This window comes from Streptomyces sp. CB02959 (assembly GCF_002803155.1).
In the GTDB taxonomy this organism is placed as follows: Bacteria; Actinomycetota; Actinomycetes; order Streptomycetales; family Streptomycetaceae; genus Streptomyces.
The window spans coordinates 198,556-215,933 of record NZ_NNBP01000015.1 but is presented as its reverse complement, the minus strand read 5'-3'; the positions used below and the strand labels follow the sequence as shown (position 1 = coordinate 215,933).

10 protein-coding genes and 1 pseudogene are annotated in these 17,378 nt (G+C 64.3%); 5 read left to right on the top strand and 6 right to left on the bottom strand.

Translation table 11 applies throughout. The annotated features are described in order from the left end of the window. Positions 1–499: 499 nt before the first annotated feature. The 3 genes from CG747_RS24435 to CG747_RS24425 are packed head-to-tail and all read left to right on the top strand — an operon-like array spanning position 500 to position 4,784. Complete coding sequence (locus tag CG747_RS24435) at positions 500–1,237, top strand: SAVMC3_10250 family protein (protein WP_146022149.1); 738 nt, start codon at positions 500–502, stop codon at positions 1,235–1,237. 42 nt (positions 1,238–1,279) lie between these two features. Continuing rightward, positions 1,280–3,418, top strand: a complete 2,139-nt coding sequence (locus tag CG747_RS24430) for an AIPR family protein (protein WP_100603956.1) — start codon at positions 1,280–1,282, stop codon at positions 3,416–3,418. 10 nt (positions 3,419–3,428) lie between these two features. Further along, on the top strand, positions 3,429–4,784 hold the full coding sequence (locus CG747_RS24425; RefSeq protein ID WP_180985688.1) for a serine/threonine-protein kinase: 1,356 nt from the start codon (positions 3,429–3,431) through the stop codon (positions 4,782–4,784). Positions 4,785–4,954: 170 nt separating this feature from the next. Here the strand turns inward: CG747_RS24425 and CG747_RS24420 are convergent. The 5 genes and pseudogenes from CG747_RS24420 to CG747_RS24410 form a co-directional block, all read right to left on the bottom strand. Beyond that, positions 4,955–5,370: pseudogene (locus CG747_RS24420) on the bottom strand (transposase family protein); the annotation flags it as partial. A 41-nt stretch (positions 5,371–5,411) separates the two neighbouring features. Beyond that, positions 5,412–5,546: a hypothetical protein gene (locus CG747_RS49785; protein ID WP_257980691.1), complete on the bottom strand. Its 135-nt coding sequence runs from the start codon at positions 5,544–5,546 to the stop codon at positions 5,412–5,414. A 571-nt stretch (positions 5,547–6,117) separates the two neighbouring features. Further along, positions 6,118–6,405, bottom strand: coding sequence for a hypothetical protein (locus tag CG747_RS47410; protein ID WP_146022148.1), 288 nt, complete (start codon positions 6,403–6,405; stop codon positions 6,118–6,120). A gap of 159 nt (positions 6,406–6,564) precedes the next feature. Next, entirely contained in the window at positions 6,565–7,815 is a 1,251-nt protein-coding gene (locus CG747_RS46935; protein ID WP_180985687.1) for a SidA/IucD/PvdA family monooxygenase, read from the bottom strand. 274 nt (positions 7,816–8,089) lie between these two features. Beyond that, positions 8,090–8,599 carry a DUF4236 domain-containing protein gene (locus tag CG747_RS24410; protein WP_180985686.1) on the bottom strand — a complete coding sequence of 170 codons (510 nt, stop codon included), beginning with the start codon at positions 8,597–8,599 and terminating at the stop codon, positions 8,090–8,092. Positions 8,600–9,148: 549 nt separating this feature from the next. Between CG747_RS24410 and CG747_RS24405 the strand changes: the two genes are divergently transcribed. Together CG747_RS24405 and CG747_RS24400 are read left to right on the top strand one after the other, a co-directional pair. Further along, positions 9,149–10,672 carry a hypothetical protein gene (locus CG747_RS24405; RefSeq protein WP_146022146.1) on the top strand — a complete coding sequence of 508 codons (1,524 nt, stop codon included), beginning with the start codon at positions 9,149–9,151 and terminating at the stop codon, positions 10,670–10,672. Continuing rightward, a complete protein-coding gene (locus CG747_RS24400) occupies positions 10,665–13,334 on the top strand; it encodes a hypothetical protein (protein ID WP_146022145.1) in 2,670 nt (889 codons plus the stop codon). Before CG747_RS24405 ends, CG747_RS24400 begins: the two co-directional genes overlap by 8 nt. A 155-nt stretch (positions 13,335–13,489) precedes the next feature. On the opposite strand, the gene CG747_RS24395 is transcribed toward CG747_RS24400, so the two are convergent. Beyond that, complete coding sequence (locus CG747_RS24395; RefSeq protein ID WP_100603951.1) at positions 13,490–17,290, bottom strand: CHAT domain-containing protein; 3,801 nt, start codon at positions 17,288–17,290, stop codon at positions 13,490–13,492. Positions 17,291–17,378 lie beyond the last annotated feature (88 nt).

The window sequence follows — 17,378 nt, the reverse complement described above, 5'->3', positions numbered from 1 at the left end:
AGAGAACTTCTGGGGCACGGGCCGGGATCCTCCGCCTTCCCAGCTCGGGATCCGTCTTATCGGCATCGTCGTACTCGGGCTCGGATCCGGGGCGGCGCCCTCAGAGGCGGCGCGTGCGCGCGGCACGAGCCAGCGACTACGCCACTGACTGCCCACCGCCAGCCCTCCGCGAACCCCGTGGCACCCGGCTGCAGTACGCCCCCTCCATGGGCGTCTCCCCCGACCACACCGCTGGCCTCAAGGCGGTGTACCGGGCTTGCCTAGCCACCGCCACCATCCAGCGAACGTTCGAGGCCGGGTTCTCCGCCCCTTCTCCCTCAAGAAGGGCCGAACCTGCCCCGAACAACTGCCCCAGCGGTAAGGACGAGCGCGAGCCGAGTGACCGTTGCGGTCGGCGTCCATCACGATCAGGGGGTCGAGATCACCACGATTCAGCGAAGGTCGTCAGTGAGTCCTGGCAAGATAGATGCACAAGCGAACAACTGGTCTGGGGGCGGCCTTGCGCGAGTTCATCTATCTATCGGACGCCAAGCTGCGGCAGTTCATCCCGAAACCCCGCCGATTGCGGCGGGCAGGTGCCCTTCGCTTGAGCACGCCCGTCGGCGGGATCGATCTTGACGCACCGGCCACCGACGCCGACAGCTCCCGACAGCGTCAGCTGGCTCAGGTGGTCGAGTACCTTGAAGAGGCGGCGCGATGGTTCACGGAGCCCGACCTGCGCGCCGGTCAGTGGATCCAATTCGAGGCACCACTGCGGTACATCACACTCAAGGGCGACTATCGGGACATGGTCCTATTTGTCGACTCCGCTCCCGGTGAGGACCCAGAGTACGAGTCGGCCGCCTGTCGCCTGATCATGCACGGTTCAGCTCGCCATCTACTGGGCCTTCCTGCGGTCCCGGTCGAAGGGCCGCTCCTGACGGATATCGACGGTGGCTGCAGCATGGGGACAACCTTCATCACCGCTGCCGGTCGCGTTGTCAGGGCAATGGCAGCGGAAAGCGCCCTCACCCACGATGAGTTCGTGACCGACGCGCATCAGCCCTGCAACGAACTAAGCGCGCAAGGAGTGTGTGACCTGCTCAAGACTCTCGACGCGGTGCACGCGGCTGTCATCACGGCTGCCTGGGTACAGGGATACGCCCGAGTCACGACTTGCATGTCGGCCACTGACACTGCACCGCGGTGTGTCGTAGCCAGTCCCCTCACTGTGGAGTACGCGCACGACCTGCCCTGAAATACCAGGACCGCGCTGCCCAGAGGAAAGGAGGTCACTGCCATGAGTGACAACACCAATCAGGAGTCGCAGAGGTCCGTCGCGATCCGCCAAGTCCGCTACGCACTCTCGAAGGAGTTCGGCGGGGTCATCGACATGACCGATGTGTCCACCAACTCGGAGCAGATGCAGAACGCGATCTTCTTGACCCGGGCACTGGCGGCGAAAGCGGTGCGGATGCTAACCGACCGCAGCGTCGCGGAAGCCGCCGAGGCTGTCATCGACGGCCCTGGCGACATGGGCATCGACGCGGTGGCATTCTCCCTCACCAGTCCCGAGATCTGGCTGATCCAAGCCAAGTGGAGCGAGCGAGGTGCAGCGCGGTTCGGCCAGGAGGCCGCGCTCAGACTGGCCGTAGGCCTGCGCCAGGTGGCCGATCTGCAGTTCGAGCGATTCAACCACCGGTTCCACCGGCTGATCGATCAGGTCGAAGAAGTGCTGTCTTCCCCGGGCTGCAAGGTTCACTTGGTCGCAGCAGTCCTGGGGGACGGTCATACCCTCGCGAACACAGAAGAAATCTTGGCTAGCGCCGCCTCAGATGTCGGCCTGGTCACCAACGAGTCCCTGGATGTCAGACTCCTAGGGCTGGCCGACTTCTACGCTGCCGCACGGCAAGATGCAGCCGCCACGCTCTTGACCGTCACCGCCACGTTCACGGATCGCTGGCATGGGATGTTGGCTCCCTATCCGTCGTATTCAGGAACGGTACGAGCGGAAGAACTGGCCCACTGGCATGAGCACTACGGGGAGAGTCTCTACGCACCCGAGCTGAGAACCAGCCCTGGCCTGATCAAGGCCCATCCGGAAACCGTCAAGGCTCTGGTCGAGGATCCTCATGGCTTCTGGTACACCTGCAGCGGCGTCACCGTACTGTGTGATGCCGTCCACGTGGAGTACTTCGCGCGAGCTGCCGAGGGGGAGCCCGCCCGGCTAGAACTGTCCGGTGCCCGCATCGTCAACGGCACACAGACAGTCACCTCCGTCCGGCAGGCCGTTGCGATGGCACCGAACGCCACAGCGTATGCGCGCGTGCCGATCAGGGTGATCTGCACGGCAGGTGCTCCTCACGACCTTCCCGCGCGGATCACCAGAGCCATGAACTCCACAAGGCACTTGGAGGAACAGGACTTCATCGCACTCGACAGCCGGCAAGCGCGCATCCGCGAGGACTTCGCAGTGACACTCGGCAAACAGTATGTTTACAAGCGGGGTGTACCGGCCCCTTCCCCCGCTGTGGGCTGCTCGATTGTGGAGGCAGCGACCGCTCTGGCCTGTGCCTACCCCGACGCGGCACTCGTCGCCGGTGCGAAAAAGGATACAGACTTCCTCTGGCAGCGGACGCCCGACGGTGCGTACATCAAGCTCTTCAACAAGCAACCGAGTGCTGTCCAGATCTGGCGTTCGGTCCAGGTATTGCGCAAGGTCAGCCAGGCACTTCACCAGATGCGCCCCGATGCCACCGACCGAGTCCGCGCGCTGATCGACAACGGCAGCCTGCTCATCACACACGTAGCTTTCCAGGCAGCTGGCCACGAGGCCCTCACCGTCCCGGACCACCAATGGGAAGCAGTACTGGCTGAAATCGTCGCATGGGCGCGTCGTACCCCGGCCCTTCTCGTAACCGCGGTGAATGATCTTTTCGGTCGGCATACCTTCATTGCCGGCCTATTCGCCGACGGCGCAAGGTGCCGGCTGCTGGCACAGACCGCCGCGAAGGCACTGGAACAAAGCGAATGCGCTTCTGCTGCTGTCTCGCCGGAGCTCGCACGCCCCAGACGCCGTCCGAGTTCTGTGCGCCTCCTGGTCGAGAGCGCCCGCATTCCGGATGGCGCTCGACTTCTGTACCAACCGGGCTCCGAAGAAGCCCTAGCAGTCGGCGACTGGCTGAACGAGGACCCGGACCGTGTCATGGCCACCTGGGTGAACGATGCTCGGAAGCCGCTGGTCTGGGCGGCGGACAACGGGCGATACACACCCAGTGGGCTCATCATGCACATCTGGCGCACAGCGGGTTGGACGGACGCGCCCGGCGCTGTGGAGGGACCGTCCCGATGGCTCCTTCCGGGAGAGGGAACCTTGAGCGAACTCGCACATGAGGTCCACTCCGTGACCGAGAAGGGTGATGCCCATCGTGCCTCGTGACACATGGGGGTTGGACGACCGTTACGACCTGGGTGCCCTGCTCGGTGAAGGCACCATGGGCCAGGTCTGGCACGCCCGGCATCTAGATCTCGACCGTAGCGTCGCCGTCAAAACCCTCCGCTCCGGGCTCCTTGCTGGAGATCTCGGAGGTCGGCAACACGAGGAGATGGAGGAGGCGATCGAGCGCTTCCGTCGCGAAGCTAGGCTCCTCGCCCGCCTCGACCATCCAGGCATACCGAAGGTTTACGATGCCCGGGTGCGATCCGGCCCCGGCGTTTCGTACATTGCGATGGAGTTCCTTCTCGGTGAGAACCTGGAACAAGTGCTCAGCCGCAGAAAGCTGTTGCCCGTGATGGAGGTGCTGTCTATAGGTGAAGCCCTCTGCGACATCCTCGAACACACCCATGATTTTCCGGTCATTCACCGGGACATCAAGCCCACCAACATCATGCTAACTGAAGACGAGAGGGTGGTTCTGCTGGACTACGGCGTGGCCGCTCTCTTCGGAGCGGCGCACCGCCGACTGACGATCGGTGCCAGGGTCTTGGGTTCTTTTTGCTACATGGCGCCCGAGCAGTTCGTGCAGGGGAGCCCTGTCACCGTGCGCAGTGATCTCTACTCGCTAGCCTGTGTGCTGTATGAACTTCTCGTCGGTGCCCCGCCGTTCGAGGGGGCACCAGCCGAGGTGATGGACTGCCATCGCCACCGCACTCCCCCCTCTCCCCGCCTGCTGCGGGCGGAAATACCCCCCGTGCTTGATGACCTGCTGCTGAAAGCCCTTTCCAAGCACCAGAGCAACCGTCCTGCTTCCGCTCGGATTCTGCGTGACCGGCTGACGGAAATCCGGTGGCAGCTCATGGAACTATCTCCAGCCCAAGGCTCGGGGCGTGCCCAAATCCCTCCTCCTGTGGTCGCCCCGCTTCGGCCCCAGGAGGCTCTGTCCGTAGAAGCCCGGATCGGGCAGGCTCAAGCGCTGTTCGATGAGGGATACCTCAATGCTGCTTGCCTGGAGTTCGGGATGCTTGCGGCCGAGTTAACAGCAGACGGCCAAGACCCAGGCGACATCGTTGTGGAGTGCCAGGCTAAGGCCGCGTACTGCCGCATGAGGCAAGGCTATGAGGAAGAAGCAGCCAAATCGCTTCGAGCGCTCATGGACCTGCTGCTCACCACACGCCCGTCTGATGATGACGTGCTGGTCGAAATTCGCTGCTACCTAGGACTGGCGCTAGAGTCGATGGGACAAACGAACTCTGCGTTCGAGGAGCTTGCGGCCCCTTACTCAGCCCTGACGCGGCGCATCGGCAAGGACGCCGCCTTGACGGTCGAGGTACGTAGCGCACTCAACCGAATCCGGCGCTCTCTGTGACAGACCGCAGCGGATGGGGAATTAAGCTCACACCTCTAAGTTTCCCCCTTACGCCCCCGCAATTCTCCATGTGCCGCACGTTCCTGGAATGGTTACAGTAGCGGACTCAAGCGGCTGGGGATGGTGCCACGTTCACCCGGGATCTCGGCATCCCCAAGGAAGCCTTGTCTGTCGGCGTCGATGACTACCTGGTGATTTGTCGAGTAGCGGTAGTTCTTCGACTGCTCGGCCACCTGATGGTCCCGGGTAGGGACCAAGGTGCCGTCCACGATGAGCACACATCCTTACTGAACCGTTTGCGGGGCCGGAGCGCCAGCAGAGGTCAGCGGTGGCGGATGATGCGGTCAGCGGCGGACTTCGAGACGCCGAAGAGCGGGGCGAGCTGGCGCAGCGTCAAGTTGGTCCGCCAGTAGGCGGCCACGAGTAGGACCCGGTCTTCCAGCGAGAGTCCCCACGGCCGGCCTCGCCGGGCGGCGTCGGCGTCTTCGCGTCGCAGCGCACGCACCAATCGGTTGAACTGCTGCGGGGTCACACCTGAGAACGGGGATATCCAGGACGGCTCCGAGGCTGTGATCACACCAGGCACAACAAAGATCACCTATGCCTGTCGCCAGCCCTGGAGCAATCTCAGCCGAGGAAGTCTTTCCAGAACAGCACGGACGCCTGCGGGGCCCACGGCGCGTCCTCGCCGACCTCACCGAATTCGTGGTCGATGTAGTCGGCCAGATCGTGGCCGTAGCAGATGATGTCGGTTCCCCACATCGACAGGACGGGATGTCCCCACGTACCCCGACCAGCAGGCAGAAAGCGGTGCGCGTAAACGGGGACGAGTCGTGGCGCTTCCGCAAGCAGCCCGGGCCACCTCCACGGCTTCCTCATCGGCGGTCGGGCGTGTCCCCAGGGCCGGATGCCAGCGGCCATGACCGATATCGCTCAGCACTTCGCGCACCGGCCACTCCAGCCGATAGCGCAAGTCGTCTGGATCAGCGTGGCGCCAGTCGGGCCAGGGCTGTTCCCACGTCGCGCCTTCCTCAGGGGGCGAGGCAACCGGCAGCCCCGCGGCCAGAAAGGCGCGATGCTCTGGGGAGAACTCAAACTCGTAGGTCGCCTCGATCCGGCTGAACTCCTCGAGGCTGAGCCCCGGGGCTATCTCACAGCAGCCCGCCTCCGCCAGCCGTCGCGCGGCCTCCGCGCCCAGCCGAGCACCGTCAGTGTCGATCACTCCGGCACCGTACACACAGTGCGCGCACGCCACTGCACCTTTTCGGTCCGCGAAGCTGGCCGCCGAAACCTTGCGGGACAGCCCTTAAAAAGACGCAGTGCTGGGCCACACCTACGAGTGCCCGCTGGCACATACTTCTTCACCCTTGACAGTCACACAGGCGGCAATGACAACTTCGGGCAGGCACTTCTTTGCGGCGTAGTGCTGCACGATGTCTCGCACTTTCAGGTCTGCATCCTCCGACCAGTAGAGCACCGTCTCCGCTTCTTCGTCGCCTGACACTACCGGAGGATCGATTAGCAATTTCTCGATCTCTGAAGGATCAGCCTTCATGACGCACTGCTCCACAAACCCGCTAAAGCTCAAGCCGGCGCACGCAGCCACTTCAGAAACGCTCACGATCTTAGGAATAGGCCACAGAAGAGTGCGCGTCGTTAGACCTGGGGGCTGCCATGCAATTGTTGGATGCATCGGATACATAACACCTCCCGCCAAGCCGGACGTGAAAATTAAAGAAATAACTTTACCATCCCGGCAGCTTCGCGTCAACCTTTCCAATTACCTGGCGTACGGCATGAGTATGCGATCAGACAGCAGCCCTAGAGACATGAGACTTGGGAAGCCGGGACCCTCCATTTCCGCCAGCATGGGGAGGTGAAGAGGGGGATCGAAATTTCTAAGCTCAAGATTCTCGCCTATTCCTGACTTAATCTCCCGCAAATCGACCTCCCCTCTGTCTGTCATCGGTAGCCGCCCGAGTAGCGAACTATCGAGCAGGGGAGTCCACCAGAGCCCATCGAAACCCCACGCAATAATCACCCTCTCGTAGTGGCGTGTGACGCCGGATTTTAGGTAGACACTTACTCCACCCGTCTTTTTCCATACCTTGATTCCTTCAACATCAGCACTTCTGGTCTCTAGGTTGTAAGCACTACTCAGGGCGCGTTTAGCGTCAAGCGCGAATACTCCGGCACTGGTGTGCTCATTGAACTTCTTCTTGCTCTTGTCATCGAATGAACGCCAAGCATCAGGGTCGGAGTAGTGGCGATTTTCGTCGTAGCTCTCTCCACGGGAATAGATGACACCATCCGGAGTTAAAATCTCCAGACGAAAGTCGGATCGCACGTTTTGCAATAGAGCCAGAGCTACTGATGCAGCAGCACCTCCCGACCCGATGATTGCGAAGACCTTATTCGGGGGAACGTTTGTTACCCCCTCTAGATGACTCCAAAAATTCTCCGCATCCGTAGCCGCCGGCGGATGACTTTTCGGATCATATCCAGGCAGGTGTCTAATAGGTCCTGGTCCAGTAATAACGAGGCCCGTGCCACGGATATTATCTCCCTTATCCATGGTCAGATCCCATTCGCCGTCGGAAACAGAAATCCGCTTCACTTCCCGTCGGTCTACTCCGCACTTGGACTTGGTAATTACCCACTCAAGATAGTTAGCCCATTCCTTCAGTGTTGGGGGGATCGCTCCACGGTCAACCCAGTCAGCAAACCGATTGTGCGGGCCTCGGCGACTAGCTATAAGGTAGGCCTGCCAACTGAAATCAAGCATGGCGTAATCAACCGCAGAATCGCGGCTAGTTGCTCCTTCGACAGGAGGAAGACCAAGGCCATCCCAGACTTGTGAGCCGTAAGGAAAGCCGACATCTTTCAGTGGCGAACCGGAAAGCGCTTGGCTGCCGTCGGTGTACTTCTTGAGTACACCAGCCCAGTGCGCAGCCGGGCCCTGGTAATCGACAACAGTAAGCTTTGGGGCCGGTATCTTTGCTTTCTTCAGCGCATGCACCTTGGCTGCCAATGATATTCCTTTGGGTCCCGCCCCAATCACGATGACGTGGTGAGGGGTGTCCATTCTCGCTCCAGGCCAGCTCGGGTCACCAATTTGGAACGACTATCGACAGATGTCCTTAGTATGGGGGAGTCGCCGGAATAGGTGAAAGCGCGCCGAATAGGAACCACCGATTCCATGATGCCACTCCACCTCTGGCTGCGCCACTCGGGGGCCAAAAACAGGAGCAGTTAATTCCTAATTCGCCTATGCTGAAGATTTGAATAGAAGTGCATTCAGCCGACTACAGCGCATGACTCGACGTGGCGAGGGAACGCCCCCAGGTAAGGATCGAACTCCTGCAGCGGGTGTGGGTACGAGTCACGCGACGTCGTTGTTGTCCCTCAGCTGTGGGGCAGCCGCGGCGCGAGCCAAGGACTCTACGGACCGGAGATCCCGCACAGCGGAGAAGGCGGTGAGCCTTAGAGGCTAGGTCGTTGTGTCTGACGTCTTCAACGTGAGCTCCTTCCCGTCCAGCTCTGCGTTGATGAGGTGCACCAGTGGGATACGGACGTCGTCGAGCTCGCTCCGATGCACGACAACGCCACGACAGCGCGACTCGGGTTCGGCCTTGCCCCTTTGAAGTGGAGTAGGACACGCCAGGGGCGAGGTGCACCGTCGTCGTACGGCGGCCGCGACTGTTGAGGGTGACTCGGACGGCCTTGCCCCCGACGCTCAGGCTGCTCGACTTGGTGCCGAGCCAGATGCAGACGCCAGGTGCGATCTTGAACGACTTGTTGATGCGCAGTCCCATACATCCCCCAAGACAGTGGAGCAGCAGGCTAGCCCGGCTGCCGACGGTTCGTGCGTCTCCGCTTGAGATCATCAAGAGTCCAGGCTGGCGCTGGGCCGTCCCTGGGCCGTGCGAGGGCGCCCGAGGACACTCGGCAGCGACCAACGATGACAGGCGAGCTATCGCCAAGGCATGGCGCCAGTTGACCGCGGACGGCGACAGCGCGGAGGCCGAGAGCCGATGACGATCAGGGCTCTTCACGTAGAACGGCCGTCCGCGGCTGCAGCGTCACGGCGCCGTCGAACTGTTTCCTCCGGTTGCATGATTCGTATGCGAACTGCCCGCGGGCCCCGTGGAGATACGCCAGAATGACGGATCAGTTTCCCGACTGGACAGCATTGAGGGGGTGGCAGCGGGAAATGGTCGAGCGCAGCCGCAGTGCAGCCGAAGTGAGGCAGCTCCGTTCCTCAGCAGCCGTCTCGCCCACATGGGCGGGAGGACCGTCTTGCCGCAGAGGGCTCGCTGCACGGCACACCCACCGGCCGGCGGCGTTCAGCTCCTCTCGGTCCGATGGTTGAGCGCATGGTCGCCGTCGGTGGGAAGGGGCAGGCGCGGGAGCTCGTGGACGGACCGGGCTGGAGCCGTCCTGGGTTGGATGTCGCCGCGGGCCGATATCCGCTCTCGGTGGAGCGGCATGTGATGCGCATGGTCGATCACCTGGTGCCCGGGGTGACCGCGGTGACTCCGCACGCGCGTTACTACGCTCTGCACGGGCTGGTCGCGGCTCAAGCCGACGCGGAAGGCCTGACGGTCCCGGCCGCCCAGACTCTGCTGCGTCGCGCGGAAGTGGCGTTGGCCGCCGTGTCGTTCGCGCATCATCCGCAGGCTTTGGAGTGGCTGCCGCGTGCTCATGGGGTCGATGCCCTGGCCCGGCGGCTGCACGCCGGGACGGTCGCCATGTCCGAGGCCGAGGTCCCGGGCAAGGGCGGGTACGTACGCAATTCGTGGGGGTTCTGGGGACCATACGCCGGATCCGAGGTCGCGCTCGGCGTCCTCGACGCGGGCCCCATGCCGGTTCCTGGACCGCGGCTCGAGACGGCGGCACTACGAGCTGGCCTGGGCGGGCTGCTCGAGCTGGCCGCCGAGGACACACTGAAGGTGGATGATCTCGCCCCTTTCGGCGATTGGCTGTGCGTGTGCATGGGCGGCGAGCATCCTGACGGGGCGTGGCTGGCGAACGTGATGTGCGAGCCCAGTGCGCCGGCCGAAGCAGGCTCCCGCTCGGCAACACGACGACAGACGATTCAGCTTCTGGCTCGTGTGGTCGCCACACATCCCGTCCGACATTTCACCCGCGACGTCGGTCATGTGCTCGCTTTCGGCGACTTCCTGACCACCGATGTCGTGACCAGGGGCATCGACGCGGCTGGTGCCTGGCGCGGAGTGGTGCTGCGGAACTACTCCGTCGGAGCGTGGCGCCGCCTGTGGTCCTGGCTCGTGGAGCAGGTCGATGGGCTGCTACCGATCGAGGACGTGGCCGACCGCTTCGCTGCGGAGCTGCCCGACATGACGGTGGACGCGTTCCTGTCCTGCCTTCCCGCGACGCAGAGCACGACCGGAGCGCCGTTACCCGCCGAGCACGACCTGCGGTGGGCGGGCGATCCCCTGCCCCTCGCCGAACTGCGGGTGCTCGCCACCAGTGCCCGTCGGGTCGACGAACTCACCGGTCGGGTCCGGGACGCGTTCCTCGGCCAGCGCGGTGTCGAGCTCGGCCCGGAATGGGTCCAGCGGCGGCTTGACGAGGCCCGGCCCATGAAACTGCGCGATGTCGCTCGCCGGCTCACCTACGACCTGGTGGCGCGGTCGCAGCGGATCGCGCTGGCCAAGTCCCGCCGACGTGCCGACGGCACGCTGTGGTTACCGACCCGGCTGCACGAACGGGGCGGGCTGCTGTACCGGACGAGTCAGGAGGGGCGCGGTGACGTCGGCCTGCGGCTGGACCAGCTCGGGACCGTCCTGGCCACCTGCGGCGTGCTGCATTACACCGACCAGCACTGGTCGGTGACCAGGAGCGGGAGGGCTCTCGTTGACTGAGACCGCAGCGACACCGGGAGTGATGGAGCTCCCAACTGCGTTCGCCTCTCCGCTGACCCTCGTCCTCGAAGAGGAGCGGACAAGCGGACAAAGCCTGGAAGAAGCGCTCTTCCTCAGTTTCACGGCCGATCTCGGCTTCTTCGAGGAGGTCGCCCTCGGTGTCACCCAGGCCACCGGCGCACGCGTCACGGTGGCGGGAGATGTCTCCATGGCCCGGAACGATCCCCGGTCCGTCCGGCGGGCCGGCCGCAGCTACCTCGCCGGTCTGGCATACGCACACGGTGCCGCGTTCCACCCCAAGCTGATGGTCCTCGCCGGATCGGAGCACGCCACCATCGCCCTCGGCTCCGGCAACACCACGCTGGCCGGCTGGCAGGCCAACGCCGAGCTGTGGACGGTTCTGCGGGTGGACGGCGAGCAGAGTCCCACCGCGATCCCGGACCTGTCAGCATGGCTGCGCGACCTGCCGGACGAGGTGAGGTTCTCCGCCGGTGTGCCACAGGCACTGGGGCGGGTCGGGGCGCTGCTGGACCGGCTCCACCGCGACAGGACTCCGGCGGCACCGCAGGTCCGTGTCGTCAGTAGCCTGCACTCGCCCATCATCGATCAGCTGCCGCACGGGCCCGTCGACGAACTGGCCGTGTTCGCACCCTTCTACGATCAGCGCTCCATAGCGCTGCGGCAGCTGCTTGAACGCTTCCGTCCGAGCCGGTTCAGCCTCGCCTACCAGCCCGGACTTAGCGATCTCGACGGCCCGTCGGTCGCCGCTCTGGTGAAGGAGTACGACGGACGCGTCATCAGCGACAACGACCAGCGGTACCGCCACGGGAAACTCGTCGAGTGGGCCACCGAGGGGCAGCGTTGGGCCCTGACCGGCAGCCCGAACCTTTCCGCCACGGCCCTGCTGCTTTCCCAGGGCGAAGGCGGCAACTGCGAACTCGGCGTCATCACTCCCATCCCCACCACCCTCCTTCCGGACGGCACTGACGAGCCCGCCGCCCGGCTGCGCTCGGCCACACCCCTCCCCCGCCCCATGGTCAGCAACGGGCCGCTGCTGCTCGGTGCCCTACGCGTATCGGACGGCCTGGAGATCAGCGTGGCCCGGCCTCTCTCCGACATCGCTCACCTGGAGTTGTCTCAGGCGGCAGCACCGCCGGAGGCATGGGAGCGCATCGCCGACATCCCGCCAGGCCAGGCCACGCTGACGGTGACAGCTCCCGCGGATGCGGGCAGCCGTGTGCGCTTGGTCGTCGTCGACGGCGACGGCGTATCGAGCTTCGGCAACATCGTGTTCGTCATCGACCCGGACCGCGCGCTGCGCCGTATGACCCCGGCCCAGTCCCAGGCTCCCACGACACGGCCACCCGACCTGTTCACGGATACCCGGCTGGCCGAACGGTTCCTAGGCGACCTGGAAACCCTCCGTACGGGACTGCCCCCCACCCCAGCGGGCGTATCGACGAGCAACAGCTCTGGTGGTACGGACGCGACGGCCCCGCTGGACGGCGACGAGGACGGCTGGGAGCGCTATCTGGACGAATGCGCCGGGCGCGTCGGGCATCCGCTTACGCGCTTCGCACTGGGGCTCCCTCTGCGCACCAACACCGGCACGCCCTTTCAGGACCTGCTGCCCGTCTCCTGGGACGAGCGGTTCACCGACGACATCGAAGCCGCCCTCGACGAGGACGACGCCGAGGCCGTGGCTGCAGAGCACGCCCCTGAGGCAGCCGGTGCCGAAGCGAGCACCCCCACACTGCCCGACCTCCGGCAGGCCGACCAGGCAATCCGCCGCAGATACCGGCGCTGGGTGGAACGCCTCGTCGCCCTCGCTCCCCTCCTGGGCCCGCCGGAACGCATGCTCGTCGTCCGCCTGACCCTGTGGACCGTCGCAGCAGGCGCCTGGCCTCCGGTAAACACCGACTGGCTGCCACTGCTCTCCCACGCCGTCCGCGCACTGAGTCAAAACGATCTCCCCCAGCGGATCGAGCCCCAGGTCGGCAGCCTCGCCGCAGTCGCCCTCGCCGTGCTCCGAAGCCACGCCCCACGCTACGAGATCACCCCTACGACCCTCGCCTTCAACGAAGCTTCCCAGGCAGTCGGCCACCTGCTTCCCGCAATGGATTCCGCGTACGTCACGGAATATACGACGCTGCTCGACACAGCCTTCGGCCCAGCCGTCGACCATGCCGCCGTGTTCGATGTCGCGTCGGACGTCGTCCAGGACGATCCCCTCGCCGACGCCCTATGGTCCCTCACCGAGAAGGGCCGTGACGTGCGCCGCCATGGACAGGTCCTGCTCCACGTAACCGGCCGCTTCAGCAACCCCGCGCTGGTGGCACTCGAAGCAGTCGGCGCCGCCGAAGACGCGCCCCTGGTCGGAGCCTGGGCCAGCTCGGGCTCGGACTCCGGCGAGGGAGCCTGGGCACTGGTCGTCTGGCGTCGGCCCGACCTCATCGTGGTCGATGCCCGTCGGCCCATTCCCCTTTGGCGGCATTACCGGCTCACCGGACTGGTAGGCCCCAGAGCCCTCGCCGCACAGCGCAGCTTCGAATCCGCCGCCTCCATACCCCATGGCCCACGCAACCAGCCCTTCGAACTGGCTCACCAAGTCCTGTCGGACCTCGGCCTGGCCGGACCTAGTCCGCCGCAGTGTGAGTCATAAGCCTCGGGGAGTCTCCACGTGCCCATCTTGGAAGATCCGCGTCACGGACACCCGATCACCACGCACTTGCGTTCAGGTGTGGCCAAGGTGCGAGCGGCATCGGCGGCAGTGTGTGTCTCGGTGCCGCGGCTCAGCGGCCGCGGCACCGCCCGCTTTCAGATCCCGGCGTGCAGGTGGGCCGCCCAGAGGTAGGGCAACTTTGGATATCGGTCACGGACCTTGCGCACCGTGTGGTGCAGAGCACGGGCCGCTGCATCCGTGTCGAGGCCACCATGCTGGTCGGTTCCCCCACCGAGCTCAGCATAGAAGTCAGCTGCCATATGCGAGGCCACCTCGTCGTTTATCTCCCAGAGGGTGCCGATGACGTGCGGAAAACCAGCGAGCTGAAAGGCCGATGTGAGATGGATGGCTTCATCGATCAGCTCCACGGATTCCATGAACGCTGTTCGGCACGCTGACAGGTAGGCCAGTTGGGCCGAGTCCATCCTCATTTCTGCAAGGCTCGCCACCGTGAGCGGATCACGTTCGTGGTCGTGCAGAAGCAACAGGCTCTGGGACGGGTCGTCGGGGTCGTGGGCACCGTGGCACGCGAAATGAACGATCCCGCAATCGGAGAGAGTCTTCAGGACTCGAGCCTTGGTCGGGCGTGTACCCGGCCCGGAGGCGGTCATGCCGTCAACCTCTGCGTCCTGCTCCATGAGGAGCATCGGCTCGGGCAGCAGGCCGCACAGCAGTGCGGCTTCTTCCGAGACGTGGTCCAGGCGGCCTTGGACGCCCGGAGTTGTGGGCATGGCCACGATCAGTGACCGGCTCACAGTCGGTGTGGAGGTGAGATGACGGCGCGCGTGGTGTAGTGCGCGGATAGTGGTGGTGTATGAGGAGACGACACGGTCCATGACTGTCGGCGGTTCTCTGTCTCTCAAGCCCGCCCGGGGCGGCTCAGAGTGATGGCCGGCAGCGTGCAGGGGTAGCAGTGAGAGGAGCCCGCCAGGCGCCCACCAGACGCGGGGCCACGACTGTCCGGGAGAGGGCTCACCGGTCAAACCGAGGCTACGCAAGACCGGTTCGGCCGCGGCGTCCCACAGCCACTCCAAGACAGCGTGAAGCGTCGCTTGCGCCTCTTTTCGAGTGAGGGGCGACGTGCGCGGATCAGCAACGGTTTCCAGGGCCCTGTGGAACGTCTGTATCTGGTCGATGACGAGGTCGTACGTGAGGTCGGGAAGGTTCAGGGACTCGATTCCATCGGATGTCAACAGCAATGCGTCGCTGCGGTAGTGGCTGACGTTGAAGCTCACCACTGAACCGGAGGTGGCTTGTGCCAGGAGCTCACTGACAGCGGGGGGACGAGCAAAGCTGGCGAATCCCTCCTGCGTTCGGATGTTGTACAGCGTGGCCTGAAGTTGGTCAGCGCGGCTGCGTCGTTGCTCCTCGGCTTTGACCGCACGTACGGCGGCGCTGACTTGTCCCTCGGGCTCCGTAGGGGAAGCCATTTCCATCGGCCGGTCGAGCTCGTCCCGAAGCACCTCGAAGCGATAGGCCAGGTCCGGATGGCACTCGCGAAGCTCTGCGAGGTCGCTCCGCATGTCCAGCGCCTGGCTATGGAGGACGCCGCGGCCCACCTCGATCAACTGCAGTGCCCGCACTGCCCGATCGGCGGGAGTGCCTTCGTGAGAAGCAAGAGCCAGTGCCGCAGCGTCTCCGGCCAGCCCGGACCACTTGCCCATGGCGTGCTGCTGGTCACCACGGCTCAGCCGGCGGTCTGCCACTTCGGGCAGCAGGTGTACGGCACCGGCCAGGAGATCAGCTGCGAGGTCAGGATCCGGCCGTCCGGTCATTGAGGCCGCTGCCTGAGCAGCCCGAATCCGAATCGAGGGCCTGGCCCCGTCGGCTCGTGCGCCTTCAATGTGGGCGGCCAAGGCGTGCTCAAAGTCATGTCGCGAGTGAGTCCGCTGATACCGGCGATGCAGGGCCGTCCCGAGCTGGAACAGGTAGTCGGCGTGCTCCGGATGTTCCGCGGGCGAGATGTCGAGCGCGGCCTGGCACGCAACCACCGCGTCATCCAGATCCTCTATAGACCCGGACTTCTCGGACCTGACGGTCAGCACACCTCCCAGCAAGGACAAGTACCTCGGGCGCTCAGGGTGGTGGGACGGGATGGTGGCGGTCGCCTCATATCCCGCCGCGACTGCGGCGTCCAGGTCCTCAAAGCCTCCACTGAGCTGGAAGCGGGCGTGCAAGGCAGTGCACAGATTCGCGAGGAAACGAGGGCGGTCGGGACTGCTTGCATCCACAATGCCGAGGACTTCGCGGTTCCTTCGAATCACCTCGTCGAGGTCTTGAGGGTCCCCGTTCCGTTCGTAACGTTGCAACAGCACTACGCCGAGATTGGACAGCATCGCTGCCAAGGCGGAATGCTCACGGGGTGCTGTCTTCACAGCTCCGTGCGCGAACTCGATCGCGGCAGCCAGGTCCGGCAACCCCCCAGTGTGTTTGAAGCGTGTCCAAAGCATCAGTCCGACGTTGGACAGGCGCGTCGGCCGGTCGACGTGACCTTCTGCGGTGGCCTGAGCGGAAGCGCGACCGGCACCAATCGCCTCGTTCAGGTCGGCCATATGGCCAGAGCATTCGAAACGCTGCCAGAGCGAGATGGCCAGGTTGTTGAGAACCGCGTTGAACTCGGTCTGGGTCGGCATGATTTCCCGGGAGGCAGCGCGGCTCATCTCAATCGCCGTATCAAGGTCGGATCTATCGCCGCCGAGGCGGTATCGTGCCAGGAGAGCTTGGCCGAGGCCGGCAAGCCGAAGCCCACGATCCCGGTGCCCCAGCGGGAGCATCTCCAGAGCCTCCCGGAACGCGTTGACAGATCGGTCCAGATAAACTGTCTCCCCGGTGCACCCGAATCGAGTCAGCGCGATGTCGCCGAGCCCATACAGGAACATGGAGCGCTCAGGATGTTCCTCGGAGGCAGCCTCGACTGCGGCCTGGCAGCGCTCGATCGCGTTCTCCAGATCCGCCGGGACGCCGGTGCTGTCATAACGGGCCCGCCACGCGACCCCAAGATTATGCAGAACGCCTGCCTTGTCATGGTTCTCGGTACAGAGGCCTGATGCTTCCTGGAAGGCCTCGATCGCCGCGTCCAGGTCCGACAGGATGCCTCTCTCGGTGAACCTGGTCTGCAGCGCGGTGCCCAGGTTGTTGAGTCCGGCAGCCCCGTGGGCAGGAGAGCCCGCGGCAGCTTGGACCGACAGTCGGCCGGTCTCGATCGCATCGTCCAGGTCCGCGACCGTACCTGTCTGGGTGAAGCGCTCCATCAGCACACCTGACAGGTTGGACAGCATAACTGGCTCGTTCGGGTGACCTGTTGCCATGCTCTCCACTGCGCCCCGGGCAGCATCGATCGCCGCGTCCAGATCCGCTGGTTCGCCACCCGCGTCGAAGTGGGATTTCAGGATGACGGAAAGATTGGACAGAGTTTCCGCGTGCCCGCTTTCGCCACGGGGTATAACGGCCGCGATGCGCCGCAGAAGATCGGTCATTCTTGCGCGCAGCGCCGGGATCGGCGGAGCACTCATTCCTTGCTGGAGCCTCCAGACAAAGGCCAGGGCTCGCTGGGCCACATCTGGAAGCAGTTCGTTCGGCAGGTCCTCCTCATCTGCGCCGAAAAGGAAGCAGGGAGTGAACTTGGCGACGGCCTCCTCTCTGTCCCGCTGCCCAGCCCCTTCGGGAAGTGCCTTGTACCTGGAGACATGCAACCAACCGAGGAGGTAGTAACCTTCCAGGTCGGACTCGTCATCTTGGAGTATCGAGGCAAGTTGACGGGCTTCTACCAGCGCTTCCGGCTCCAGGACCACCCCAGGGTCTTGTTCGCGGGCGAGCCGGTTCAGCCGTAACTCCACCACGGCAATGCACTTCTCCAGTTCGAGTTTCCTTGCGAATTCCTGCTCGCGCCCCTGCATAAACCGTCCTGCCCCTTCCCGTTCTCCGGTAGATCTGGTTGCCGCACCGTCCAGGACTGCCAAGGCGAGACTCTTAATTCCACGGAGC